This window comes from Marivivens niveibacter (assembly GCF_002150005.2).
In the GTDB taxonomy this organism is placed as follows: Bacteria; Pseudomonadota; Alphaproteobacteria; order Rhodobacterales; family Rhodobacteraceae; genus Marivivens; species Marivivens niveibacter.
Genome location: NZ_MSPP01000002.1, coordinates 201,743 through 225,266 on the forward strand (window position 1 = coordinate 201,743; position 23,524 = coordinate 225,266).

Sequence of the window (23,524 nt, forward strand, 5' to 3'; positions counted from 1 at the left end):
AGCCGCGCCATGCCTGCCCCGTCGTTTTGGTTCAACGCACCTGACCGCCCCGGACTTCGGGCGCGGCTTCTTTCACCGCTAGGTTGGCTATACGGCGCGGCAACCGCTGCGCGTGTCAGAAAAGCAGGCTTCAAAGCAGATGTGCCCGTTATCTGTATTGGCAATATCAACGTCGGTGGTACAGGCAAAACGCCGACCGCTATCTTTCTGGCGCAGTATTTGATCGCCAATGGCCATACCCCTCATATCGTCAGTCGTGGGTACGGCGGTAGTTTGACAGGCCCGACCCAAGTCAATGAACGCGTGCACAAAGCCGATCAGGTGGGCGACGAACCACTGTTGTTATCCGCCTTTTGCCCCACTTGGATCGCCAAAGACCGCGCCGCAGGGGCCAAAGCCGCCCAAGGCGCGGGCGCTTCAATCATCCTACTGGACGACGGGTTCCAAAATCCGTCCGTAGAAAAGGATCTGAACATCGTCGTCGTGGACGCAACGCGCGGATTTGGCAACGAACGTGTTTTGCCTGCGGGACCATTGCGCGAAACGGTGGATGCGGGCCTAAAACGTGCCGATCTGGTTTTGAAAATCGGCGATAGTGACAAACCACTGAACACTAGTGACGTGCCGCAAATCACGGGACGTTTGGCCCCATTGCCCACAGGAATGCCGTGGCAGGGGATGCCCGTTCTGGCCTTTGCAGGTATTGGGAATCCCGAAAAATTCTTTGCCACCTTGCGGGCGATGGGCGCGGTGGTGATCCACGGCGAAGCGTTAGAGGATCACCAACCCCTAACCCCGCAATTGATGCTGCGCCTAGAAACCGAAGCCACCCTAAAGGGCGCGCAATTGGTCACCACCGAAAAAGACGCGGTGCGCCTGCCCGATAATTTCCGGCCAAAGGTTCTGACGGTGCCTGTACGTTTGGAAATCGATCAACCTGAAGTGCTAAACACCGCGCTGCTGAACGCAGGGATCGAACCAAAGTAAAAGGGCGGCCCATTGGACCGCCCCCTTTGAAATTATTGCGCCGTTTCTTCGACGTAACCGGCTTCTTCCAGTTTTTCGTCCAGAACAGCTGCGAAATCCTCGTACGACATGTTCGAATACTTCTCGCCCTGAATGATGAACGAAGGCGTGCCTTCGATACCGTCTTCTTCACGGTTGGTTTCGTACCATGCGATCAGCTCTTCGGCCAAAGCACCGTTTTGCATACATGCGTCTAGCGTTGCGTCGTCGATACCAGCGACTTTACCGATGTTGCGCAGGTTCGCCGCGATCTGTGCGGGTTCGCCCTGAGCCCATTCGCTTTGACGTTCATAGAACATCGAAGTGATACCAAAGAAACGCATATCGCCGCCACAACGAGCAATCATCGATGCCCACAAGCCGTAACGGTCGAAATATACCTCGCGGTAGATGAACCGAACTTTGCCGGTGTCGATGTAGTTCGCTTTGATCTCTTTGAACTGGTTCGCGTGGAAATTCGCGCAGTGTGGGCAAGTGTACGACGCATATTCGATAATCGTCACTGGCGCGTTTTCATCGCCCAGCACCATATCTGCGACAAGAGATTCGGACTCGGCTGCGTCTTGTGCCATCGCACCGTTCAGCATGCCGCTGGAAATCAGTGCCGCGCCTGCGGTGCCCAGAAATAAACGTCGTTTCATAAAAGCCTCTTAACTCTTTGGTTTGTTCAGAACGTTTGTCGCCATCATTTCGATCATACGGCGCAAACCTTCGTCTTTGATGTTTTCGCTGGCTGCGCGGGCCTGTGCCACGACTTGCTGCGATGGTTCGGGTTTGTGTTTTTTGGGGGCGGCTTTGAATGCCACTTGGCCCTCGGCAAAACCTGTGGGGGCGGTCTGCGTTACCTTGATCCGCGAAATCGCGCGGTATCCGTAGCAAGCGTTCACCTTTTGCAGGATTTGTTCTTTTTGCATTTCAACGATCGGGGCCATCGGCCCTGTGGTCAGCAACGTCAGCGTCGCACCCATGCCGCCGCGTCCGTAGGACACATTCACCGGCCGCGCGGTTTGGGCAACATGTTGGCCCACGACATCCTCCCAATGGGTCAAAAGACGCGACACGGCAAAGCCACGGCTTTCGCTAGCCTGACGAATGCGGGTCTGCATCAGGTTCGAAGCGCGTGAAAAACCGCGAGTGGATCCTTTTGGGCGTGGCTGTTTCATAATCATGCTCTATTGTAATGACCCACGCGCACCGCGCCAGCGAAACCGACATTACAGGACTTAAAGTTTGCGTGACAGGCTAATCAACGATCTGCTGGATTGGTATGACGCTAATGCCCGCGTGATGCCATGGCGTGTATCGCCTGCCGACCGTAAAGCAGGGGTAAAGCCCGACCCCTATCGCGTGTGGATGTCGGAAATCATGCTGCAACAAACCACCGTTGCCGCTGTGCGTGATTATTTCAACCGTTTCACCGCGCGCTGGCCCACGGTCGCCGATCTGGCGGCGGCGGATGATGCCGATGTCATGGCTGAATGGGCGGGGCTGGGATATTATGCGCGGGCGCGGAACCTGTTGAAATGCGCGCGTTTCGTAGTGGACGAATGCGGCGGAGCCTTTCCCGACACCCACGCAGGTCTACTGAAACTACCAGGCGTTGGGCCGTACACAGCGGGGGCTGTGTCATCCATCGCCTATAACCTGCCCGAAGTCGTCGTAGACGGAAACGTCGAACGCGTGATGTCGCGGTTATATGACGAGCACACGCCACTACCCGCAGCTAAACCTGTGTTGACGGAATACGCCCGTGCGCTGACGCCCATTGATCGCCCCGGCGATTACGCGCAGGCCGTCATGGACTTAGGCGCGACCATCTGCACGCCGCGCAACCCTGCATGCGGGATTTGCCCATGGCGCGATCCATGTGCGGCCCGCGCGGCTGGCACAGCGCCCGAGCTGCCCAAGAAAACACCAAAGAAACCCAAACCCGAACGGTTGGGATTCGCCTATGTGGCCCGCCGCGAAGATGGCGCGTGGCTGTTAGAGACTCGCCCAGACAAGGGGCTATTGGGCGGTATGTTGGGCTGGCCCGGGTCGGATTGGTCTGACGCGCCTAAAACCAACCCGCCGCTGGATACCGATTGGCAAACGTTGAACGCCACCGCGCGGCATACGTTTACGCATTTTCACCTGACGCTGACCGTTCTGATCGCCCGCGTCCCAAAGGATGCCGCGCCCAGCGCAGGATCATTCGTACCCGCCGCCGATTTCAGCCCGTCGTCACTGCCCACCGTCATGCGCAAGGTGTATGACCTTGCGGCTGATCCACTACGCCACATTGATCCCGATCAGTCATAGGTCTAGCCTGTCGCCAAACACGTAGGGCCGCGCCATGACTGATACGACATCAATGGGACTGTTTCGCAACGCAATGCCATTCTGGCTGTCTTTGGCCTTGGTTCCGCTGCCGATTATCGCCGCGATCTACGGCGGCTGGACAATTGCGCTGACGCCGCTGCTAGCGTGGCATGCGTTTACGTTTATTGATGGCATTGCGGGGCTGAACACCGAAAACCCCGATCCGGAAACGCCGACCGATCAGTTGTTTTGGTATCGCCTGATCACGCAAATCTGGGTGCCCGTGCAATTTGTACTGATCTTTGGCCTGCTGTATTACGTCACTCGCGCCACCCACCTATCAGGCTTGGAAAAGGTCGGTGTAATGGCGGATGTCGGCATTCTGTCGGGAACGATCGGCATCGTTTATGCCCACGAACTGCTGCACCAAAGAAATCGTTTTGAACGTTGGCTGGGTGATCTGCTGCTATCGATGGTGATCTATTCCCATTTCCGCACCGAACATCTGCTGGTGCATCATATCTATGTCGGCACGCCCAAAGACGCGGTAACCGCCCGCTATAACGAGGGGTTCTATCGGTTCTTTGCCCGCGTCCTGATCGACTGCCCCATTTCAGCGTTCAAGGCCGAACAAAAACTATTGGCCCGCCGCAAATTGCCGTGGTGGCACAAAACCAACCCGTTCTGGCGCTATTCCGCGCTAACGATCATCATGTTTGCGATTGCCGCTGTGATTGGCGGTTGGGCGGGCATCGGGCTGTTCATCGTGCAGGCGGCGATTGCCGTTTGGGCGCTGGAGCTGACCGATTACGTGGAACACTATGGCCTGACCCGCGAACATCTGGGGGACGGGAAATACGAACACGTCAAACCGCATCATTCGTGGAACGCATCGCATACGGCGACCAATTGGCTGCTGATCAACCTACAGCGCCATTCGGATCACCATTACAAACCCGACCGCCGTTTTCCATTGCTGCAAACCTATGATGAAACACAAGCGCCGCAATTGCCGTTTGGCTACCCGATGATGGCGATGGGCGCGATGGTGCCGCCCCTATGGCGCCGCTGGATGAACCCAAAGGTCCGCGCATGGCGCCGCCAGCATTACCCACATATTACCGACTGGTCCGCCTATAAGGCTGGCACCAATCCGCTACCCCGCTGAATCAAAAAGCCCCGCCGAATGAACGGCGGGGAGGTATGAGCCTTCTTCGACCGAAGAGAGGTCGGAGGCTCTGGCGGTAACTGAAAATATCCGCTTATTGTTCGCGCATTTCCGCACGGATCTGCTGACGTAGCAGATCGATGGGAACGGTTTGACCGTCGCGTTTGAAATGCCAATAGGTCCAGCCATTACAGCTTGGCGCGCCTTCCATGTGGGCACCGACCTGATGGATCGACCCCTTCATGTCGCGACCAACGATGGACCCATCGGCACGTACCTTGGCCGTGTGACGACCGTTGATGCTGACCAGCTCTTCGCCCGGGCGCAGCAATCCGCGTTCGACCAGAACACCGAATGCGACACGTGGCTCGGCGCGTTTCGACTGGGACACTTGCAGCGCCTCTTTGTCGAATTTGCGCACGGCGTCGATGCGTTTTTTGGCGACCTTGCGGTATGCCTCTTCGCGTTCGATCCCGATGAATTCACGGCCCAGCATTTTCGCAACAGCGCCCGTGGTGCCTGTGCCAAAGAACGGATCAAGGATCACATCACCAGGGTTGGTGGTGCCCAGCAAAACACGGTGCAGCAGCGATTCAGGTTTTTGCGTTGGGTGCGCTTTGTCGCCAGCTTCGTCTTTTAGACGTTCGTGGCCGGTACAAATCGGCAGAACCCAATCGGAACGCATCTGTACACCTTCGTTCAGCGCCTTTAGCGCCTCGTAGTTAAAGGTGTATTTGCTGGCTTCCTGTTTGGACGCCCAGATCAGCGTTTCATGCGCATTCGTCAGACGTTTACCGCGGAAATTCGGCATCGGGTTCGATTTGCGCCACACAACATCGTTCAAAATCCAGAACCCTTGGTTTTGCAATTCAGCGCCCATGCGGAACACGTTGTGATAGCTGCCGATCACCCAGATTGCGCCATTCGGCTTTAGCAAACGGCGGGCCGCAGCCATCCATTCGCGGGTAAAATCGTCATATGCCTTAAACGACGAAAACTGGTCCCAGTCGTTATCAACGGCATCAACTTTGGAATTATCGGGGCGATGCAAATCGCCACGAAGCTGAAGATTATACGGCGGGTCTGCAAAAATCAGGTCCACGCTGCCCGCAGGCAACGAGTTCATAATTTCAATGCAATCACCCGCGAGAATATTGTTCAGGGGGAGCGCGTTTGCGCCCTGCTCCTGCTCTCGGATCATTTTTTACTGCCTCATGTAACCGGCGGATTTTTCCGCTCTATTGGTTGATGCCTAAAATGAGTCAGCAGGCCCCCAGTGTCAAAATGTTTTTTGAATCAGAAGGTTATATTTCACTCTTGATACAATATGTTGTGTATCGGTTTAAAACTGCGCCGATGATGTGGGGTAACCCCTAAAACCCTAAGCGCTTCAAGGTGTTGCGCCGTTCCGTAGCCCGCGTTCTTTTCCCAGCCATAGCCGGGATACTGTTGCGCTAAGTCCACCATTATCTCATCACGACACAGTTTCGCAGCAATTGATGCGGCTGCGATGGACACCGATTTGGCGTCGCCTTTGACCACCGGTTCCGATTCTATGGTCAGGTCTTTGGGCACGCGATTTCCATCGATCAAAACATAGTCTGGCGGCACCTTTAGCCCTGCAACCGCGCGCACCATAGCCAGATGCGATGCGTGGTAGATATTGATGTCATCAATCTCGTCTACTGTGGCGTGAGCGATGGAAATTTCGGCGGCGTCCAAAATTTGTTCCATCAGCGCGGCGCGTTTGCGGGCCGTCAGCTGTTTTGAATCGTTCAGGCCTTCGGGAATTTTAGTGGGGTCCAGAATCACGGCGGCAGCGGTCACAGGGCCGCACAGCGGACCGCGGCCTACCTCGTCCACGCCAGCGATACGGGAAAACCCGCGCGATTGCGCGGACAGTTCATAGGAAAAATCAGGAACAGTTTTGGTCATATATCAGCATTAGAACGGGACAAAGGCCATGTCCAACCCTTGCCCCGCACCGCATCAATTGCGGCGAATGCGCGGATCAGTGGCCAAGCAATCCGCGTCAAATCCCTGTCTTAACCCGCGCTGCGTATCGAACGTCACGCGGCATTGATTACGCAGTTGTGCCACATCGCTGTAATTCCTGTTCAGACAGGTTTGACCGTAAACCAGTCGCGCCTGTCGATTGATGAGCCGCGCGGATAGACATTGATCAGGCAGCGGGGCCAAACGATCTGCGTGCCAACCGCGATCATGCCGACCGTTATTGCGCATCTGAACGCCGTCCCGCCCATGCCTCCATATATTTTGCGTGTTTTGATCTGGCTGGACATTTGACTGGACCGAAGGCCGATCATCATCGCTATTGGAAAAGGCAGCCCCTACAAGCGCCAAAAACGTCAGACCGATGATCGCGTTTCCGACCGCATCGTTGTTGCGGTCTTGGGCCACAGCGGGTGCAGAGGTCGCGGCCAAAGCAATCGCTGCCGCGCCAATAAGGTGAGTGAGATGTTTGAACATGGATCAGGTCCTATCGTTGATGAAACTGTCCCAACCGTTCCTCAAAACCGCTGCGTCACGCGATATCATGACATCGGTTATTGAATAACGCCGCGCCTCGTGATGATCTGACAGCACCATGAAACACATCGCACTTGCACTTTTTACCCTAGGGGCATCGGCCGCAAACGCCGCCTGCTACGCCGATTACAAGGCGAAACAGGATGACCCCTTGCGCCTTCATTATGGCGTGGCCGAAATCAACGGTGCCTGCACCGCCGATAACGCCGAAAACGAACTTGCCTCCCGCCTTGAAAATGGCGGATGGGTGTTGCTGACAGTCATGAGCGTTTTCGACGAAAACGGATTAGAGGATAAACGGGACAGTGCAGGCGAATTCTATCTCCGCTTCTGAAACGCGCGCGACCGGCAACAAAGTGGTCGTCGCAGGCATCGCCGCAATCGTTCTGATTTTGGCAGTTGCCGCAGTGGTTCTGTTTGCCAACCTGCCCGATGCGAACGCGTTTAACGCCCGCGTCGAACAGATCTTTGTCGAAAACGATGACCTGACCAATCAGGCCGAAATCAAGCTGTTGGAAATTCTGGCCCAATCAGGCACCGCGTTTTCCGATACCTTTGAAAGCTATCGGTTCGTGATCTACGTCCTGCTGATTTTTGCGACCGCCATGTTGATCGCCGCAGTGGCGTTTTTGGTCATGCTGGTCCAGCTGAACCGCCGCATGGGCCAGATCGAACGCAAAGGGATCGAGGTGAACAGCCTGCTGATTTCGCGCGACCAGAACACGGTTTACCTGAATAACTTTGAATTCAAACTGACCGCCGCCGCGACCGAAACCCTGTCCATCCTAGCCGAAGCCCGCATGGACGACGAGGTTCTATCAGGCGCTGAAATCGAAGGCATGATTTCGGGCCGCGATGCATCGGACTGCGACGAAGCCGCCGGCGCCACCCGCATCAAACGCCTGCGCGATACGCTGGGCAACCAAATGGTCAGCGAACTCTTGGTCAAAAACATCGCCCGCCGCGGGTATATGTTGGCGATCGATAAGGATGTGATCAGGATGGTGTGAGAGGCGAGCGCGGTGTATTGGTTGATCGATCCACTGTTTATCGCTGCGTCCGCAATTTCGGTCCCCAGATCGCTAATGGGATCGAAAGGCGCCGCCATTGGGTTGGACCGAACAGGCACGTCGACGAAACCTATATCCGCGTCGGTGGGAAATGGCGTTACCTGTAGGGGCCATCGATCGGCACGGTCACCAGATTGATTTCCGGCTCACCGCAAAGCGCGACGCAAAGCCGGCAAGAGCCTTTCTGCGCAAGGCCATTGAGCATGGCGCAGCTGCATCGACCAGTTACAAACTGCACCGATAAAGCGCCTACCTATCGGCGCGTGATCCGCGAGATAAACCACAAGTGAGACCCCCACTTTGACAGCATCGCTCACATCGACAAAAAGTGGAGAAACAATCGCATCGAAAGCGGCCATGCCGCGCTCAAGCGGTTTCTTGGATATTGGTAAAGCGTCCGCTCTCTCTGTGCAGCAAAGGCGATGCTTCGCGGCATTGAGGCCATCCGAACAAACAAGAACTGCCACGAACTAGGCATCCAAGGTGAAATTGCGTTGGTCCATAAAGTGTTCGGGCTGGCAGCGTGAAACAGTGGAGTATCAGGTTGCTTGCCGTCACACGGAGTTAATAAATGTAAACATATCAATATGTTAATCCAAGACGACGCACCATCGTAGCGCCCCCCAAAAAGCCCCGGACATTTCTGCCCGGGGCCAGTTCTGGGAAGGAACCGATTATTGCGACAGGGTGAACGGCGCGGTGTAGTTGTCCACGTTGTCAGGGGTGATCATCAGGCAGTCGAACAGCTGCTTTTCTTCGTCGACCAAACGTTCGCCTGTTTTGATGAAGTGGTCTGCCTGACGGATTGCCTCGGCCGAGAATACCGCGACGGGCTGTAGCACCGAATAGGCCAGTTCGCCCGAACGGATCGCGTCAACAGCGTCTGGCGATCCGTCAAAGCCGCCAACGACCACACCGTCCATGCGGCCAGCTTCTTTCAATGCGGCAATCGCACCCAAAGCCATTTCGTCATTGCCCGCGATAACCGCGTTGATTTCGTCATTGGCTTGGATCAGGGACTGCATTTTGGTGTAACCCATGGTGCGGTCCCAGTTGGCGACCTCTTCGGCCAGTTTCACCATGTCTGGATATTGCGAGATCACAGTTTCATAGCCGTTCGAACGGGTCGCTGCGTTGTTGTCGGCTGGGTGGCCAAAGAATTCGACGTAGTTGCCTGCGCCGCCCGTCAGTTCCAGCCACTGCATCGCACCCAGCGCCGCGCCTTGTGCGTTGTTGGAAACCAGCTGCGCCTGTGCCAGACCGCTTTCGTTGATTTCAGCGTTGACCAAGAACACAGGGATGCCCGCGTCAACGGCCTTGCGCACAGCACCGATCGATCCGTCAGCGTTCGCAGGGTCAAGGATCAGCGCGACAGCGCCGTTGGTGATTGCGGTATCCACCAGCGTGCTTTCGGTGTTGGTGTCACCTTTGTGCGCGGAAACGGTGGCGGTGTAACCCATTTCTTCGGCGGTTGCCTTGGCGACTTCGCCTTCGGTGAACCAGTATGGGTTTGCTGGGTCATTGACGATGATCGAAATCAGGCCCTCTGCCCATGCGCTACCTGCCATCAAAGGCAATGTTGCAACGGCGGCCAATAGTGCGCGTTTGGTGATTTTTGTCATTAGATACTCTCCCTAAGGTTGTTATTGCCGGCAAGCGGCGGTTCTGCGCAGGCGGCTCCTCTCCGCCTTTCGCAAGAATTTCAGTGAATTAGACGCGTTTCAGTCCGCCGTACTGGATCGAGTTCAAAAGAACCGCCAGAACGATGACTGCGCCTGTGAAAACGGTCTGCCAGTAAGACGACACACCGATGATAACGAGGCCATCCGCAAGGAACCCGATCACAAAGGCACCCAACAGCGTGCCCCCGACCCCGCCGCGACCACCCGTAAGCGCCGCGCCACCGACAACAACCGCTGCGATTGCTGTCAATTCGTATGTTTCCCCTGCCGTCGGCCCAGCCGATGTCAACTGAGAGCTAAGCACCAGCCCCGCAATCGCCGCGCAAACGCCCGACAGCATGTAAACGGTGATCTGCACGCGTTTGACCGGTACGCCCGCCAATTCAGCCGCGCGTTCATTCCCGCCCGAGGCATAGAGCCAGCGACCAAATGCAGTGCGCGACAACAGCAAGAACGCAGCGACCGAAACGACGACCAGAACGATGACGCCGACGGGGACATTCGCAATGCGGTTAAAGCCCAGCCAATCGAACCCTGTGTTGCCGAATTCCGTTTTGCCAGACAGGTTGTTGTAGGTCAGGCCATTGGTCATCAACAGCGCCGCACCGCGTGCCACATATAGCGACCCCAGCGTTGCGACGAACGCAGGCACCTTGAACCGTGCGATTAGAATGCCGTTCACGAACCCGACAAACGCGCCCAGCGTCATGGTCAAAACGACGACCGCCCAGACAGGTGGGTACAGGATGATGCCCAGCGACGGGACCTCGACCCCTTGCATCAGATAGCCGGCAAAGACGCCCGATAGGCCCAGAACAGAACCGACCGACAGGTCAATGCCGCCGTTCAGGATGACCAACATCATACCGATCGCCAATAGGCCAAAGATCGCGACGTGGTTGGACATAATCAGAAAGTTACCCACCGACGCATAGTTCGGCGACAGGAACGAAAAGGTGATGATGATAGCGATCAGCGCGAAAAAGGCGCGTCCTTCTAACAGGATGTGACCGATATTTATGCCTTTGGCGGCGGGTTTTGGTGTGTGTGATGCAGTCGATGCTGACATGAATAGCTCCCTGCGGGTATCAGGCGACCATCGACTCGCCAGAGGCGGCCATGATTGCTTCTTTGGTTGTGTCAGAGGTGAAAGTCGCCGAAATTTTGCCGCGGCGCATGACGATGATGCGGTGCGCAATTGATAGGCATTCGGTGACTTCGGATGTGGTGTAAAGAACGGCCAAACCCTGTTTGGCGCGTTCGGCCAGCAGTTTGAAAACTTCGGCTTTGGCGCCGATATCAATCCCGCGGCTGGGTTCGTCCAGCATGATGACCGACGGATCGGTGACCAACATTTTGCCGATCACGACCTTTTGCTGGTTGCCGCCCGACAGCGACCCAATCGGCGCGCCTGGACCATCGGTTTTTACGGTCACGTCGCGGATGCTGTCGGCGATAATTTTGTCTTCGTCCGCATGATTGGTGAACAAACCGCGCGTGAAATTCCCGATAGAGGCAAGCGACAGGTTTTTGCCCACGGTCATCGTTTGGACCAGACCGTCGCGTTGACGATCCTCGGGCACCAGAACCAGACCGGCGTTGATGCGTTCGGCGATGGTTAAGCCAGCGACGTTTTCACCGTGTAGTTTGATCGAACCGCCAGTGTTTTTCAGACGACCTGCTGCACATTCCAGCAGCTCGGTCCGGCCTGCGCCCATTAGTCCGTAGATACAGACGATTTCGCCAGCTGTGATATCCAGATCTAACCCATCAACGGCCAAACCAACGCCCGTGTGTGACGGCACCGACAGGTTTTCAATCGACAGCGCTGGCGCGCCAAACGTAACCTCGGGCGGTGATCCTAGGTCGAAATTTTCGCCGACCATGTTCACAACGATCCATTCCAGATCGATTTCCGAACGGGGTGCATAGGCAGTCATATTGCCATCACGCAGAACCACGGCGTGGTCGGTGATGGTCAGGGCTTCCTCTAGGTGGTGCGAGATATAGACGATCGACACGCCGCGGGCTTTCAGATCGTGGATGACCTTGAACAGAACCTCGACCTCGGATGCGGATAGGGCCGAAGTCGGTTCGTCCATGATCAGGATACGAGCATCGACTGACAAGGCGCGCGCGATTTCGACAATCTGCTGCTGACCCAACCGCAGGTCTTCGACCTTGGACAGTGGGTCGATGTCCTCTTCCAGTTCTTCCATCAATGCGCGGGTCTGGCGTTCCTCTTCGGCGTAATCAACGCCGAACGGACCCATAATTTCGCGCCCCATAAAGATGTTGTCGCGCACGGTCATGTTTGGGGCTAAAGACAATTCCTGATGGATGATGCAAATACCTTTGTGTTGCGCGTCCATGGTGGAATGCAATTCTACAGGCTGACCATCCAGAATGATTTCACCCTTGGTCGGTTTTTGAACGCCCGACAGGATTTTCATCAATGTCGATTTGCCTGCCCCGTTTTCACCGAACAGCGTTGTCACCTGCCCGCGATGCACATCGAAATTCACACCCTTTAGCGCGTGAACAGCCCCAAAGGATTTGGCAACGTGACGCGCGGCCAGAACGACTTCGGACGCATCAGGGTTGGTTTGCGGGATGTCGTTCATCATTCGACCTCGATCGCGACGGGGGTGATCAGCCAGTTTTTCGGGTTGATCAACGTAAAGACGCCAGTGACCGAGACCGTTTGCCCAGACAAACCGTCACGATCCAAATCGGCCAGAACATCAGCCGCCATTGCGCGGTTCAGGCCAGATCCAGCATCCTGAAATTCAATCTGGTTTTTGAATTGACCAAAGGTGATATCGCCGGGAAAATCACGCAAATCGGTGCCATTGATTGCCGGACCCGTTTGCATGCGCACATTGGTGCCTTCGGGCAGGCCAGCAACGGTCAAAGGGAAAATCCCCGAACGACCTTCGCCAGCGACGCCGATAACACTAACGGCTAGCACGCCACCAATGGCGGTTTTGGTGCCATAGGCTTCGATCGCGGCGGCTTTGTCATCGGCCAGCTCTTGGGCTAACTGAACCGCGTCCGGCGCAATTTCCAACACCCGCGACTGGATACGAGGAAAGGTTGCGCGACCAAAGCCATCAGGATCGAACACTTGTTCGCGTACGTCTTCGTCGGATCCGACTGTGACGACTTTGGTATCTAGCGCGATACCTGCGACCACTGCTGCAATACATGCAGGCAGGATCCATCCTTTAACTTTGGATTTCTTCGGTGCTGGCGCCATGAGCGTTGCGTCGGTCACGAATTCCCCTCCCCTTTGGTTGCAACATTTCGCGGCGCAAAACGCCGTTTTTGTCGCTTCATCAGACCACATGGGCCTGCATATTTTCGCTTACAGAAGGCCCACTCTCCCTGTGGGCCATCTCCTCCGTTTGGCTGTCGAATCTGGCGATTCATGTAGATTCGCCTTTTATTTCTATAGCCTTAGACGACCAAAGCCGCCGTTTGTTGAATTGACCATAGTTGTAATTTTTTTCGCTGTCTGCAAAAAAATACACGACATGTAAAATTTTTCTGCTATCTATGTTTTCGACAGTCGCGACATGTTCGCGCAAGATCGCACAGCCCAAGGGCGGCAGAGGAGGCCACCCCTGTAGGGCAAACGCGACAAAGACAGCACTAGGGGGCGGCGCCAGAATCAGGCCCGCCTGAGGAGGACAAAAGTGAGCGTAGAGCGCGATATTATCGTCGGCATCGATGCGGGTACATCCGTGATCAAGGCAGTCGCATTCGATCTGTCAGGTCACCAGATTGCCGCGTCATCCGTGCGCAACACATATCAGATGGGTGAAAACGGCGCAGCCACGCAATGCCTGATGCAAACTTGGGACGATTGCGCCACAGCCTTGCGCGGGTTGGCGGGCAAGATAGATGACTACGCCGCGCGGGTCGCCGCCCTGGCCGTCACAGCGCAAGGGGACGGAACATGGTTGATTGACCACGATGGCGCCCCTGTAGGTGACGCATGGCTATGGCTGGATGCGCGCGCGGCGCCGACAGTGACAGACCTTGCGCAGTCGCCGCAGAATCGGGCGCGTTTCGAAATGACCGGTACGGGCCTGAACACATGCCAGCAAGGCGCGCAAATCGCGCATATGGACCGTCATTCACCCGAACAATTGGATCGCGCGACAACGGCGTTTCACTGCAAAGACTGGTTGTTTTTCAAACTGACCGACGTGCGCGCCACGGACCCGTCCGAGGCCTGCTTTACCTTTGGCGATTTCCGCACCCGCGGATACGACGACACGGTCATCGACGCTTTGGGGCTGACGCACCGCAAATCGCTGTTGCCGCGAATTATTGATGGGTCTCAACAGACTTTTCCATTGACCCAAGACGCCGCCGAAATGACCGGCCTACCTGCGGGAACGCCTGTTTCATTGGGCTTTGTCGATATGGTCATGACGGCATTGGGCGCGGGTGTTCATACAGGCCATGAAGGGGCTGCGTGTTCTACGGTCGGATCAACGGGCGTTCATATGCGTTCCGTTGAGGCAAGCGATGTGCATCTGAACGACGAAGGGACAGGGTATGTCATCTGCCTGCCCTGCGAAAATCGCGTCACACAGGTGCAAACCAATATGGCGGCGACGCTGAATTTGGATTGGCTACTTGCCCTTGCCGAAGATCTGATTGCGGATTTGGGTGAACGCCCATCCCATGCAGATCTGGTCGCACGCATCGATGTTTGGATGACGCAATCCAAACCCGGCGCGTTGGTCTATCACCCCTACATATCCGAGGCAGGCGAACGCGGTCCCTTTGTCGATGCTGCGGCGCGGGCCAGCCTGATCGGCCTGAATAGCACCCACAGGTTCCCAGACCTCGTGCGCGCCGTTATCGAAGGATTGGGAATGGCGGCACGTGATTGTTACGCAGCGATGGGACAGATGCCGACCGAATTGCGCCTAACCGGCGGCGCGGCCCGATCCCCTGCCCTACGCGCGGTTTTGGCTGCTGCGCTAAATATCCCCGTGCGGATCAGCTACCGCGAAGAAGCAGGCGCCGCAGGCTGCGCAATGATGGCAGCCGTCGCAAACGGCATCTATCCGGACATGGATGCCTGCATCGCGGAATGGACGACCCCTTTGCTGGGCGAGGCAGAACAGCCCGATCCCGATCTGGCCACAACCTATGACGGCCTATTCCAAACCTATCAAAATTCTCGACGTGCGCTGCGCCCGATCTGGCATGGCGAAACGCCGAAATCTGACACGTAAAGGCAAAATAATGACTGAAGCAAAAGATGTAGACCTTTTCGTAATTGGTGGCGGTATCAACGGTGCAGGCATTGCGCGCGATGCGGCTGGCCGCGGGCTAAACGTGGTTTTGTGCGAAAAAGACGATCTGGCCGAAGGCACGTCCTCGCGGTCTGGTAAATTGGTTCATGGCGGCCTGCGTTATCTGGAATATTACGAATTCCGTTTGGTCCGCGAAGCGTTGATCGAACGCGAAGTCCTCATGAACGCCGCACCGCATATCATCTGGCCGCTTCGGTTCGTTCTGCCGCACAGCCCCCAAGATCGCCCCGCGTGGCTCGTGCGTTTGGGGCTGTTTCTATACGATCATTTGGGCGGACGGAAAAAACTGCCTGGGACGCGCACTCTGAACCTACGCCGCGATCCCGAAGGCGCGCCAATTCTGGATGAATACAAACGAGGCTTTGAATATTCGGACTGCTGGGTCGATGACGCGCGTCTGGTCGTGCTGAACGCCGTCGATGCCGCCGAACGCGGTGCGACTGTTCTAACGCGATCCCCAGCCATTTCTGCCCGCCGCGAAGATGGCAAATGGCGCGTGACCACGCAAAACACGATCACGGGTGAAAAACGCGAATTTATGGCCAAAATGCTGGTGAACGCAGCAGGGCCATGGGTGACCGATGTATTGTCACGCGTTGCAGGCAGCAATTCGTCGCGCAACGTCCGTCTGGTCAAAGGATCGCACATCATCACCAAAAAATTCTGGGATGGCCCGCATAGCTATTTGGTCCAGAACCACGACAAACGCGTGATTTTCATCAATGCCTACGAAGGCGACAAGGCGCTGATCGGCACGACTGATATTGCCTATGATGGCCGCGCCGAAGACGTGACCTGCGACCCTTCGGAAATCGAATACCTACTGAACGCAGTGAACAAATATTTCAAAGAGAAACTGACATCTGATGACGTGCTGGAAACTTTTTCGGGTGTGCGTCCGCTGTTCGACGACGGCCAAGGCAACCCATCCGCAGTGACCCGCGATTACGTCTTTGATCTTGATGAAACCGCTGGGGCACCGTTGCTGAACATCTTTGGCGGCAAAATCACGACCTTCCGCGAATTGGCCGAACGGGGCATCCACCGTATCGTGAAATATTTCCCCGACATGTCTGGCGACTGGACTGCGTCAGCGCCTTTGCCGGGCGGAGATATGGAAAACGCGGACTACGATCTGTTTCGTCAAAAACTAAAGGCGGATTACCCATGGATGCCGCGCGAATTGCGCGAATATTACGGTCGGCGCTATGGCACCCGCACTGCGATGATCGTTGGAGATGCAACCAGCCTAACAGATCTGGGGCAACATTTTGGTGCCCACCTGTACGAGGCAGAGGCCCGTTACCTAATTGCCCATGAATGGGCACAAACCGCCGAAGACATCGTTTGGCGACGCACCAAACACCGCCTGACCCTGACCAAAGACCAAGAGGCCGCCTTTGCCCGGTGGTTCGAAGCATCCGAGGCCGCAGCATAATGCCCCTAACACTGTCACTGAACACCAACCCGCTGGTGAACCGTTTTGCAGAACCTACGGATTTGATCGAAACAACCGCGCGCGATTTGCGCATTCGTGATCTGCAGCTAACCCATGAATTTATTAATCCCAGCTGGCCTGCTCCGGTCATCCGCCGACTGACCCGCGATATGGATCGCGCCTGTCAGCGAACGGGCGTCCGTTGTACGTCTGGAATGACTGGTCCCTATGGGCGGCTGAGCCACTTTGGTCACCCTGATGCGGACGTGCGGCGGTATTACGTGGATTGGTTCAAAACCTTTGCAGACATCATCGCCGATCTGGGCGGGAAATCTGTTGGAACTCAATTCGCGATCTTTACCTACAAAGACTATGACGATCCCACCCGCCGCGAAAACCTGATCCAGGTCGCCATCGATTGCTGGGCCGAGGTCGCCGATCACGCAAAATCCGCAGGTCTAGACTACGTCTATTGGGAACCAATGTCGGTCGGTCGGGAATTTGGCGAAACAATTGACGAAGCGCTAAAGCTGCAAAATCGCCTAACGGCCGCAGACATGGCAGTGCCTATGTGGATGATGGCCGATATCGACCACGGCGATGTGACATCATCAAACCCCGACGATACAGATCCATACGCCTGGGCCCGCGCCGTGCCAAAAGTCAGCCCGATCATCCACATCAAACAGTCGATGATGGATAAATCGGGCCACCGGCCCTTTACCGCTGAATTCAACGCCAAAGGCGCAATCCAACCTGATCCTTTATTGCAGGCATTCGCCGAAGGCGGCGCAGTTGATAACGAAATTTGCCTAGAATTATCGTTCAAAGAACGCGAACCGAACGACCGTCAAGTTATTGATCAGATCGCAGAAAGCATTGCGTTTTGGGCGCCTTATATCGATACAGGCGCGGCGGAGCTGAAACTCTGATGCAAAACAGATGTGTGACCCGTGATCAGAATGAACTGGATAAACGACATAAAGCGTGTCGATATATGATGCCATGACTTTCTAGGGGGACCGCGTGAGCAAAGACAGCAAATCGATTGATCCGGATCACAGTCTCTCTATTCGGGCGGCATGGCTGCATTACGTTGGCGGTCTGACCCAAGCTGCGGTTGCCAAAAAACTGGGCGTGCCGTCGGTCAAGGCGCACCGCCTGATTGCCAAAGCTGTCGCCGAAGGAGCCGTCAAAGTGCAAATCGACGGCGACATCATCGAATGCATAGAGCTAGAAGAAAAGCTCATCGATAAATACGGGCTGCAAAGCTGCGAAATCGCCCCCGATCTGGGCGAAGAAGGCGTGCCATTTAACACTCTGGCCCGCGCGGGGGCAGCGCGGATGCGGCGATGGTTGGAAACGGGTAAACATACGACCATCGGCATCGGCCACGGCCGAACGTTGGCCGCTGCCGTGCGCGCTATGCCCCATTTCGAAACCAAAGGACTGCGGTTTGTGTCGCTGCTGGGCGGGTTGACTCGTAATTTTTCGGCCAACCCGCATGACGTGATGCACCTGCTGGCGGAAAAAACTGGGGCGCAGGCCTATGTGATGCCGATCCCATTTTTCGCCAACACCGAAGAAGACCGCGCTGTTTTATTGTCCCAAAACGGGGTCAAAGACGTGTTCGAATTGGCACAAAATTCCACCTTGAAAATTGTTGGCATCGGCACCGCGGGATTGGGTACTCAGCTGGTGGAATCCGGTATGATCGAACAGTCTGAAATTACCGAGATCGCAAAACGCGGCGCCAAAGGCGAATTACTGGGCCATTTCTTTGCCGCAGATGGCGAATGGCTGGAAACGCCGCTGACATCGCGCACTTTGGCGGTTGAGTTGGACAAAAGCGATACCAACCGCATCGTCGCGCTGGCGGGCGGCCCGGACAAAGTTGAATCGATCCGCGCCGTTCTGAATTCGGGGCACCTGTCCGGCCTGATCACAGACGAACGCACCGCACGCGCGCTGTTGTAAAACGGGCGACCCCAGGGCCGCCCGATCTACATCACAAAATAGTCTGACCTGTCGCGGCCCAGTCTTTGGCAAATTGTTCCAAACCTTTGTCGGTCAGAACATGTTTGGCCAAACCTTTGATGACGGACGGCGGGATTGTGGACACGTCAGCGCCTGCGATTGCGGCCTCTTTCACGTGGTTAGCAGAACGGATCGACGCCGCCAGAATTTCGGTTTCAAATCCATAGTTGTCATAGATCGCGCGGATATCGCGGATCAGGTCCATACCGTCGATGTTGATATCGTCCAGTCGGCCCACGAACGGCGAAATATAGGTTGCGCCCGCTTTGGCAGCTAGCAACGCTTGGTTCGCGGTGAAACACAATGTGACGTTAGTTTTGATGCCCTTGTTGGTGAAATAACGGCAGGCTTTCAACCCGTCCAAAGTCAACGGCAGTTTGATCACGACGTTGTTCGCGATTTCGGCCAGATGATCGCCTTCGGCAACCATGCCGTCATAATCCATCGCGGCAACCTCGGCCGAAACTGGGCCATCCACGAACGAACAGATTTCGGCGATGACTTCTTTGAAATCACGGCCCGATTTTGCGATCAGCGATGGGTTGGTGGTAACCCCATCCAACAAGCCATAGTCGTTCAGTTCTTTGATGTCTTCGACGACAGCGGTATCTACGAAAAATTTCATGGTTTCCTCCGATTAGCCCAGCAGAGCATTTGCGCGGGCGATGATGGCATCTGCGGTGATGCCGAATTGTTGGTATAGGGCGTCGATTGGGGCGGACGCGCCGAATGTTGTCATTCCGATCACGTCGTCTTCGGTCGCGACATAGCGGGTCCAGCCGAATTTTGCCGCCGCTTCGACCGCGATACGCGGGGCAGAGCCCAAGACTTCGGCGCGGTATTCAGCGGGCTGCGCGTCAAACAGTTCCCAAGACGGCATCGATACGACAGCCACGCCGTGCCCGTTTGCATGCAGGGCTTCGGCGGCTTTGACAGCGATTTCCACCTCGGTTCCGGTTGCAAGAATGGTCAGGTCGCGCGTGTCGCCGAATTGGCGGATCACATAGGCGCCTTTGGCCGACAGGTTTTCGCCCGTGTCCTGCGTCCGCAGTTGCGGCACGCCCTGACGCGACAACGCCAATAGCGACGGCGTTTTGCGCGAACGAACCGCGATATCCCAGCATTCCAGCGCTTCAACAGCGTCCGCGGGGCGGAACACATTCAGGTTCGGCATCGCCCGCAAAGACGCAAGATGTTCAACCGGCTGGTGGGTTGGACCGTCTTCGCCCAGGCCAATTGAATCGTGGGTCATGACGTAGATCGTGCCGACCTCCATCAGCGCGGACAGACGGATCGCATTGCGAACATAGTCCGAAAACACCATGAACGTACCGCCATAAGGGATCAAACCGCCGTGGTTATTCATGCCGTTCATCGCCGCGCCCATCGCAAATTCGCGCACGCCGTAACCGATGTAACGGCCCGCTGTATCGCGGGTGAATTGGCTGTCTACGGCTGGGACGCGGGTCAGGTTCGACCCCGTTAGGTCGGCCGAACCACCGATCATTTCGGGCACGGCTTCGGTCAGGGTTTCCAATGCAATCTGGCTGGCTTTGCGAGTTGCCACCTTTTGCGGGTTCGCAAATAGCGCGGCACGGGCATCGGCTACCGCCTGATCAAAACCTGTTGGCAAAACACCCGACATGCGGCGTTTGAATTCCGCGGCCTGAGGATGCGCGTTCAGACGCTCCTCCCATGCGGAACGATCGGCCGCGCCGCGCGCACCGATATCGCGCCACTGCTGCGCCAAATCCGCAGGAATTTCAAACGGGGCCGAGGTCCAACCCAACGTTTCCTTGGCAAGTTGGCCCTCGGCCTCTCCAAGTGGGCTGCCATGAGAGGAAGCAGACCCAGCCTTGTTCGGGGATCCGAACCCAATCACGGTTTTCATCGCAATCAGGGACGGTTTATCGGTTTCATTTTTCGCAGCCGTGATCGCCGCATCCAGCGCGGCGTGATCGTGACCATCGCATGATTGCACATGCCAGCCGCAGGCGGTGAAACGCGCGGGGATATCTTCGGAGAAAGACACAGAGGTCGCGCCGTCGATGGTGATTTCATTGTCGTCATACAGGACGATCAATTTGCCCAGCCCCAAATGGCCAGCAAAGCTGATTGCCTCTTGGCCGATGCCCTCTTGCAGGCATCCGTCGCCTAACATCACATAAGTTTTGTGATTTACGACATCAGAACCAAATTCTGCGGCCAAAGCTTTCTCTGCCAAGGCCATCCCAACAGCAGCGGCGATACCCTGCCCTAGCGGACCCGTCGTTGTTTCAATACCACCCGCATGACCGAATTCAGGGTGACCAGCCGTCAACGCGCCTGCCTGACGGAAATTGCGGACCTGGTCGATTGTCATATCTTTGTAACCGGTCAGATGTAGCAAAGAATACAACAACATAGACGCATGGCCGTTGGACAGGACAAAGCGGTCTCGGTCCGCCCAATCGGGGGCAAAAGCATCAAATTTCAAGTGGTTTTTGAACAAAACCGTCGCGGCGTCCGCCATGCCCATAGGTGCACCCGGGTGACCCGAATTGGCAGCATTAACCGCATCGATGGACAACGCGCGAATGCAGTTGGCTAGGGCGAAATCATCGCCGTTCAGCGCCGATTTGGCAGCGACAAAATCAACATGATTCGAATTTTTTGGCATCTATGGTCCCTCCTGTTCGGGGATTTGTTAGTGATCTGATCCAAAAATCACAAGCTAAATCACAAAATCACAAAATATATGTTGCCAGAGGCTTTTTCGATGTTAGAACTGTGCCGTCCGATGCGGGTGCGTTATCAACGCCGCGTATCAGACAAGAGGAGACCACATGAAACGCGATGACCGCAGACAAGCGATTATGGACCTGTTGGTTCAGGCTGGCGCCGTTGATCTGGATGATCTGGCCCAACGCTTTGACGTTTCGAAAATGACCATTCACCGCGATCTGGATGATTTAGAAGAATCCGGTTTGCTGCGAAAAATCCGCGGCGGCGCGACGATTGAATCCGGCACCCAGTTCGAGGCCGACTATCGTTACCGCGCGCTGCAAAACACCGATGCCAAACAGGCCATCGCGGCCAAAGCAGCGTCAATGGTTGAACCCGGCATGACCATTTTGATCAATGACGGCACCACTGCTGGCCTAATGGCCGACCATCTGGCGTCCATTCGTCCGCTGACCGTGATCACCAATAATCTGGCGGCGATTAAAACTCTGTCGGACCAGCCTGGCATCAATCTGATCGCTTTGGGCGGCAACTTTAGCCAGAAATTCAACGCGTTCTTCGGCATGATGACCGAAGACAGCCTATCGCGCCTGCGCGTTGACATTGGGTTCCTATCTGCCCCCGCGATTTCGGGCACAACCGCCTATCACATGGATGAAAATGTCACGCGCTGTAAACGCGCGATGATCAACGCCAGCGCGCACCGCGTTCTGTTGGCGGACAAACGCAAATTCGGGCGCACCGCGCTGCATGAATTGGCGGATGTGTCGACGTTTCAAACAGTCATCACAGACACACTCGACCCTGAAATTGCCGCGCCGCTGCGCGATGCAGGGGTCTCAATCATGGAAAGTTAAATAATGCGCCCTTTGTGGATCGGAACCAGCTGGAAAATGAACAAAACTTTGGCCGAGGCGACTGAATTCGCCAACGCTCTGGCCGCAGCGGATGCAACCCGCGATGACCGCATTCAACGTTTTGTCATTCCTTCATTTACCAACGTCCGTGAAACAAAACAGATTTTGGCCGATACGTCGGTCAAGGTGGGCGCGCAAAACATGCATTGGGCTGATAACGGCGCCTGGACGGGCGAAGTGTCCCCCGTCATGCTGACTGACTGCAATCTGGACATTGTCGAACTAGGCCATTCCGAACGCCGTGAACATTTCCGTGAAACCGACGAAACCGTTGGTCTAAAAACCGAAGCCGCGGTCCGTCACGGCCTAACGCCTTTGATCTGCATCGGCGAAACACTGACAGAACGCGAAAGCGGCCGCGCCAAAGATGTGCTCGCGACCCAAGTCCGCGGCGCATTGTCCAAATTATCTAACGACCAGAAATCCGCACCCATTCTATTTGCCTATGAACCGGTATGGGCGATTGGTGAAAACGGCATTCCGGCAACGTCTGAATACGCAGACGCCCGCCAAGCCGAAATCATCGACGTCGCCGCCGATGTGTTGGGCGCAAAGGTGCCGTGCCTCTATGGCGGATCGGTCAATCCACACAACTGCGAAGAACTCATTCAATGCCCGTCGATCGATGGGCTCTTCATCGGCCGTTCAGCGTGGAATGTCGCGGGGTACCTCGACATTCTGACGAAATGCGCCGGCGTCATCTAACCAGTAAAAGTGGAGGAAAACATGAAATTAGCAATCGCAGGCGATAGCGCTGGCGCAGGTCTGGCTGCAACTTTGGCAGAGGCGCTAAAGTCCGAATTCGATGTCACTTTGATCGAGATGGCCGACGTCGGAGAGGACGTATTTTATGCAAATCTATCCGACTACGTAGGCACCGCAGTTGTCGATGGTACATTTGATCGCGCGATTTTGGTCTGCGGCACGGGTATCGGCGTATGCCTTGCCGCGAACAAAGTGCCCGGCATCCGCGCCGCGCAAACCCACGACACCTATTCGGCGGCCAAGGCAGCGACATCGAACAACGCGCAAATTATCACGATCGGCGCCCGCGTAATCGGGGCAGAACTGGCCAAGGATATCGCACTGGCCTATCTGAACGCCGCATTCGATCCAAACGGCCGATCCGCATCAAACGTGGCCGCCATCAACGACGTTGACGCGAAATACCACAACGACGCGCGGTAAAACCTTTTTGGTCAGGGAATGCCCTGACCACTCGCCCCCTTAGCTGCTTTGCGTATCTCCCCTAATAGGATTACGGAACTGAGA

The 23,524-nt window shown here is 56.0% G+C and carries 23 protein-coding genes and 1 pseudogene; 13 read left to right on the forward strand and 11 right to left on the reverse strand.

What is annotated here, in order from left to right; genetic code table 11:
* The first annotated feature begins 9 nt into the window (after positions 1–9).
* A complete protein-coding gene (lpxK, locus tag BVC71_RS06865; protein ID WP_086450912.1) occupies positions 10–987 on the forward strand; it encodes a tetraacyldisaccharide 4'-kinase in 978 nt (325 codons plus the stop codon).
* A 32-nt stretch (positions 988–1,019) separates the two neighbouring features.
* On the opposite strand, the gene BVC71_RS06870 is transcribed toward lpxK, so the two are convergent.
* Positions 1,020–1,667: a DsbA family protein gene (locus BVC71_RS06870; protein ID WP_086450913.1), complete on the reverse strand. Its 648-nt coding sequence runs from the start codon at positions 1,665–1,667 to the stop codon at positions 1,020–1,022.
* 9 nt (positions 1,668–1,676) lie between these two features.
* A complete protein-coding gene (locus BVC71_RS06875) occupies positions 1,677–2,189 on the reverse strand; it encodes a DUF721 domain-containing protein (RefSeq protein ID WP_086451257.1) in 513 nt (170 codons plus the stop codon).
* 67 nt (positions 2,190–2,256) lie between these two features.
* Between BVC71_RS06875 and mutY the strand changes: the two genes are divergently transcribed.
* Together mutY and BVC71_RS06885 are read left to right on the forward strand one after the other, a co-directional pair.
* A complete protein-coding gene (gene mutY / locus BVC71_RS06880) occupies positions 2,257–3,327 on the forward strand; it encodes an A/G-specific adenine glycosylase (protein WP_086450914.1) in 1,071 nt (356 codons plus the stop codon).
* A gap of 34 nt (positions 3,328–3,361) precedes the next feature.
* On the forward strand, positions 3,362–4,495 hold the full coding sequence (locus tag BVC71_RS06885; RefSeq protein ID WP_086450915.1) for an alkane 1-monooxygenase: 1,134 nt from the start codon (positions 3,362–3,364) through the stop codon (positions 4,493–4,495).
* Positions 4,496–4,589: 94 nt separating this feature from the next.
* Here BVC71_RS06885 and BVC71_RS06890 read toward each other — a convergent pair whose 3' ends face one another.
* The 3 genes from BVC71_RS06890 to BVC71_RS06900 form a co-directional block, all read right to left on the reverse strand.
* A complete protein-coding gene (locus BVC71_RS06890; protein WP_205905959.1) occupies positions 4,590–5,696 on the reverse strand; it encodes a site-specific DNA-methyltransferase in 1,107 nt (368 codons plus the stop codon).
* Between the two features lie 110 nt (positions 5,697–5,806).
* A complete protein-coding gene (locus tag BVC71_RS06895) occupies positions 5,807–6,430 on the reverse strand; it encodes a ribonuclease HII (RefSeq protein WP_086450916.1) in 624 nt (207 codons plus the stop codon).
* A gap of 54 nt (positions 6,431–6,484) precedes the next feature.
* Positions 6,485–6,985, reverse strand: coding sequence for a hypothetical protein (locus BVC71_RS06900; protein WP_086450917.1), 501 nt, complete (start codon positions 6,983–6,985; stop codon positions 6,485–6,487).
* A 118-nt stretch (positions 6,986–7,103) separates the two neighbouring features.
* Between BVC71_RS06900 and BVC71_RS06905 the strand changes: the two genes are divergently transcribed.
* The 3 genes and pseudogenes from BVC71_RS06905 to BVC71_RS15645 form a co-directional block, all read left to right on the forward strand.
* Positions 7,104–7,379 carry a hypothetical protein gene (locus BVC71_RS06905; RefSeq protein ID WP_086450918.1) on the forward strand — a complete coding sequence of 92 codons (276 nt, stop codon included), beginning with the start codon at positions 7,104–7,106 and terminating at the stop codon, positions 7,377–7,379.
* Positions 7,351–8,055 (forward strand): winged helix-turn-helix domain-containing protein, encoded by a 705-nt coding sequence (locus tag BVC71_RS06910; protein ID WP_205905960.1) that lies wholly within the window; start codon positions 7,351–7,353, stop codon positions 8,053–8,055. The genes BVC71_RS06905 and BVC71_RS06910 overlap by 29 nt, the downstream gene beginning before the upstream one ends.
* Positions 8,056–8,060: 5 nt before the next feature.
* Positions 8,061–8,642: pseudogene (locus BVC71_RS15645) on the forward strand (IS6 family transposase); the annotation flags it as partial.
* A gap of 147 nt (positions 8,643–8,789) precedes the next feature.
* On the opposite strand, the gene BVC71_RS06920 reads toward BVC71_RS15645, so the two are convergent.
* The 4 genes from BVC71_RS06920 to BVC71_RS06935 all read right to left on the reverse strand — a co-directional run bounded on the left by BVC71_RS06920 (position 8,790) and on the right by BVC71_RS06935 (position 13,074).
* A complete protein-coding gene (locus BVC71_RS06920) occupies positions 8,790–9,737 on the reverse strand; it encodes a D-ribose ABC transporter substrate-binding protein (protein WP_086450919.1) in 948 nt (315 codons plus the stop codon).
* A gap of 88 nt (positions 9,738–9,825) precedes the next feature.
* On the reverse strand, positions 9,826–10,866 hold the full coding sequence (locus BVC71_RS06925) for an ABC transporter permease (RefSeq protein ID WP_086450920.1): 1,041 nt from the start codon (positions 10,864–10,866) through the stop codon (positions 9,826–9,828).
* Positions 10,867–10,885: 19 nt separating this feature from the next.
* Entirely contained in the window at positions 10,886–12,424 is a 1,539-nt protein-coding gene (locus BVC71_RS06930) for a sugar ABC transporter ATP-binding protein (protein WP_240516801.1), read from the reverse strand.
* Entirely contained in the window at positions 12,421–13,074 is a 654-nt protein-coding gene (locus BVC71_RS06935; RefSeq protein WP_240516802.1) for a DUF2291 family protein, read from the reverse strand. Before BVC71_RS06935 ends, BVC71_RS06930 begins: the two co-directional genes overlap by 4 nt.
* A gap of 421 nt (positions 13,075–13,495) precedes the next feature.
* Between BVC71_RS06935 and BVC71_RS06940 the strand changes: the two genes are divergently transcribed.
* The 4 genes from BVC71_RS06940 (at position 13,496) to BVC71_RS06955 (ending at position 18,551) form a co-directional block, all read left to right on the forward strand.
* Positions 13,496–15,055 (forward strand): FGGY-family carbohydrate kinase, encoded by a 1,560-nt coding sequence (locus BVC71_RS06940; protein WP_086450921.1) that lies wholly within the window; start codon positions 13,496–13,498, stop codon positions 15,053–15,055.
* Between the two features lie 10 nt (positions 15,056–15,065).
* Positions 15,066–16,574, forward strand: a complete 1,509-nt coding sequence (locus tag BVC71_RS06945; protein ID WP_086451262.1) for a glycerol-3-phosphate dehydrogenase — start codon at positions 15,066–15,068, stop codon at positions 16,572–16,574.
* Complete coding sequence (locus tag BVC71_RS06950; protein WP_086450922.1) at positions 16,574–17,506, forward strand: sugar phosphate isomerase/epimerase family protein; 933 nt, start codon at positions 16,574–16,576, stop codon at positions 17,504–17,506. Before BVC71_RS06945 ends, BVC71_RS06950 begins: the two co-directional genes overlap by 1 nt.
* 94 nt (positions 17,507–17,600) lie before the next feature.
* Positions 17,601–18,551 (forward strand): sugar-binding transcriptional regulator, encoded by a 951-nt coding sequence (locus BVC71_RS06955; RefSeq protein WP_205905961.1) that lies wholly within the window; start codon positions 17,601–17,603, stop codon positions 18,549–18,551.
* A gap of 31 nt (positions 18,552–18,582) precedes the next feature.
* Here the strand turns inward: BVC71_RS06955 and fsa are convergent, their stop codons facing one another.
* Together fsa and tkt are read right to left on the reverse strand one after the other, a co-directional pair.
* A complete protein-coding gene (gene fsa, locus BVC71_RS06960; RefSeq protein WP_086450923.1) occupies positions 18,583–19,236 on the reverse strand; it encodes a fructose-6-phosphate aldolase in 654 nt (217 codons plus the stop codon).
* A 12-nt stretch (positions 19,237–19,248) separates the two neighbouring features.
* A complete protein-coding gene (gene tkt, locus BVC71_RS06965) occupies positions 19,249–21,270 on the reverse strand; it encodes a transketolase (RefSeq protein WP_086450924.1) in 2,022 nt (673 codons plus the stop codon).
* A gap of 166 nt (positions 21,271–21,436) precedes the next feature.
* Here tkt and BVC71_RS06970 point away from each other — a divergent pair, with 166 nt between their 5' ends.
* The 3 genes from BVC71_RS06970 to BVC71_RS06980 are packed head-to-tail and all read left to right on the forward strand — an operon-like array spanning position 21,437 to position 23,440.
* Positions 21,437–22,192, forward strand: a complete 756-nt coding sequence (locus BVC71_RS06970; protein WP_086450925.1) for a DeoR/GlpR family DNA-binding transcription regulator — start codon at positions 21,437–21,439, stop codon at positions 22,190–22,192.
* A gap of 3 nt (positions 22,193–22,195) precedes the next feature.
* Positions 22,196–22,957 (forward strand): triose-phosphate isomerase, encoded by a 762-nt coding sequence (locus tag BVC71_RS06975; RefSeq protein WP_086450926.1) that lies wholly within the window; start codon positions 22,196–22,198, stop codon positions 22,955–22,957.
* Positions 22,958–22,978: 21 nt separating this feature from the next.
* Positions 22,979–23,440 carry an RpiB/LacA/LacB family sugar-phosphate isomerase gene (locus BVC71_RS06980; protein WP_086451264.1) on the forward strand — a complete coding sequence of 154 codons (462 nt, stop codon included), beginning with the start codon at positions 22,979–22,981 and terminating at the stop codon, positions 23,438–23,440.
* Positions 23,441–23,524: the final 84 nt, after the last annotated feature.

Coding starts and splice junctions, on each gene's coding strand:
- lpxK (WP_086450912.1), top strand. CDS start 10: ATGCCTGCCCCGTCGTTTTGGTTCAACGCACCTGACCGCCCCGGACTT.
- BVC71_RS06870 (WP_086450913.1), bottom strand. CDS start 1,667: ATGAAACGACGTTTATTTCTGGGCACCGCAGGCGCGGCACTGATTTCC.
- BVC71_RS06875 (WP_086451257.1), bottom strand. CDS start 2,189: ATGAAACAGCCACGCCCAAAAGGATCCACTCGCGGTTTTTCACGCGCT.
- BVC71_RS06885 (WP_086450915.1), top strand. CDS start 3,362: ATGACTGATACGACATCAATGGGACTGTTTCGCAACGCAATGCCATTC.
- BVC71_RS06890 (WP_205905959.1), bottom strand. CDS start 5,696: ATGATCCGAGAGCAGGAGCAGGGCGCAAACGCGCTCCCCCTGAACAAT.
- BVC71_RS06895 (WP_086450916.1), bottom strand. CDS start 6,430: ATGACCAAAACTGTTCCTGATTTTTCCTATGAACTGTCCGCGCAATCG.
- BVC71_RS06900 (WP_086450917.1), bottom strand. CDS start 6,985: ATGTTCAAACATCTCACTCACCTTATTGGCGCGGCAGCGATTGCTTTG.
- BVC71_RS06905 (WP_086450918.1), top strand. CDS start 7,104: ATGAAACACATCGCACTTGCACTTTTTACCCTAGGGGCATCGGCCGCA.
- BVC71_RS06920 (WP_086450919.1), bottom strand. CDS start 9,737: ATGACAAAAATCACCAAACGCGCACTATTGGCCGCCGTTGCAACATTG.
- BVC71_RS06925 (WP_086450920.1), bottom strand. CDS start 10,866: ATGTCAGCATCGACTGCATCACACACACCAAAACCCGCCGCCAAAGGC.
- BVC71_RS06930 (WP_240516801.1), bottom strand. CDS start 12,424: ATGATGAACGACATCCCGCAAACCAACCCTGATGCGTCCGAAGTCGTT.
- BVC71_RS06945 (WP_086451262.1), top strand. CDS start 15,066: ATGACTGAAGCAAAAGATGTAGACCTTTTCGTAATTGGTGGCGGTATC.
- BVC71_RS06950 (WP_086450922.1), top strand. CDS start 16,574: ATGCCCCTAACACTGTCACTGAACACCAACCCGCTGGTGAACCGTTTT.
- fsa (WP_086450923.1), bottom strand. CDS start 19,236: ATGAAATTTTTCGTAGATACCGCTGTCGTCGAAGACATCAAAGAACTG.
- tkt (WP_086450924.1), bottom strand. CDS start 21,270: ATGCCAAAAAATTCGAATCATGTTGATTTTGTCGCTGCCAAATCGGCG.
- BVC71_RS06970 (WP_086450925.1), top strand. CDS start 21,437: ATGAAACGCGATGACCGCAGACAAGCGATTATGGACCTGTTGGTTCAG.
- BVC71_RS06975 (WP_086450926.1), top strand. CDS start 22,196: ATGCGCCCTTTGTGGATCGGAACCAGCTGGAAAATGAACAAAACTTTG.
- BVC71_RS06980 (WP_086451264.1), top strand. CDS start 22,979: ATGAAATTAGCAATCGCAGGCGATAGCGCTGGCGCAGGTCTGGCTGCA.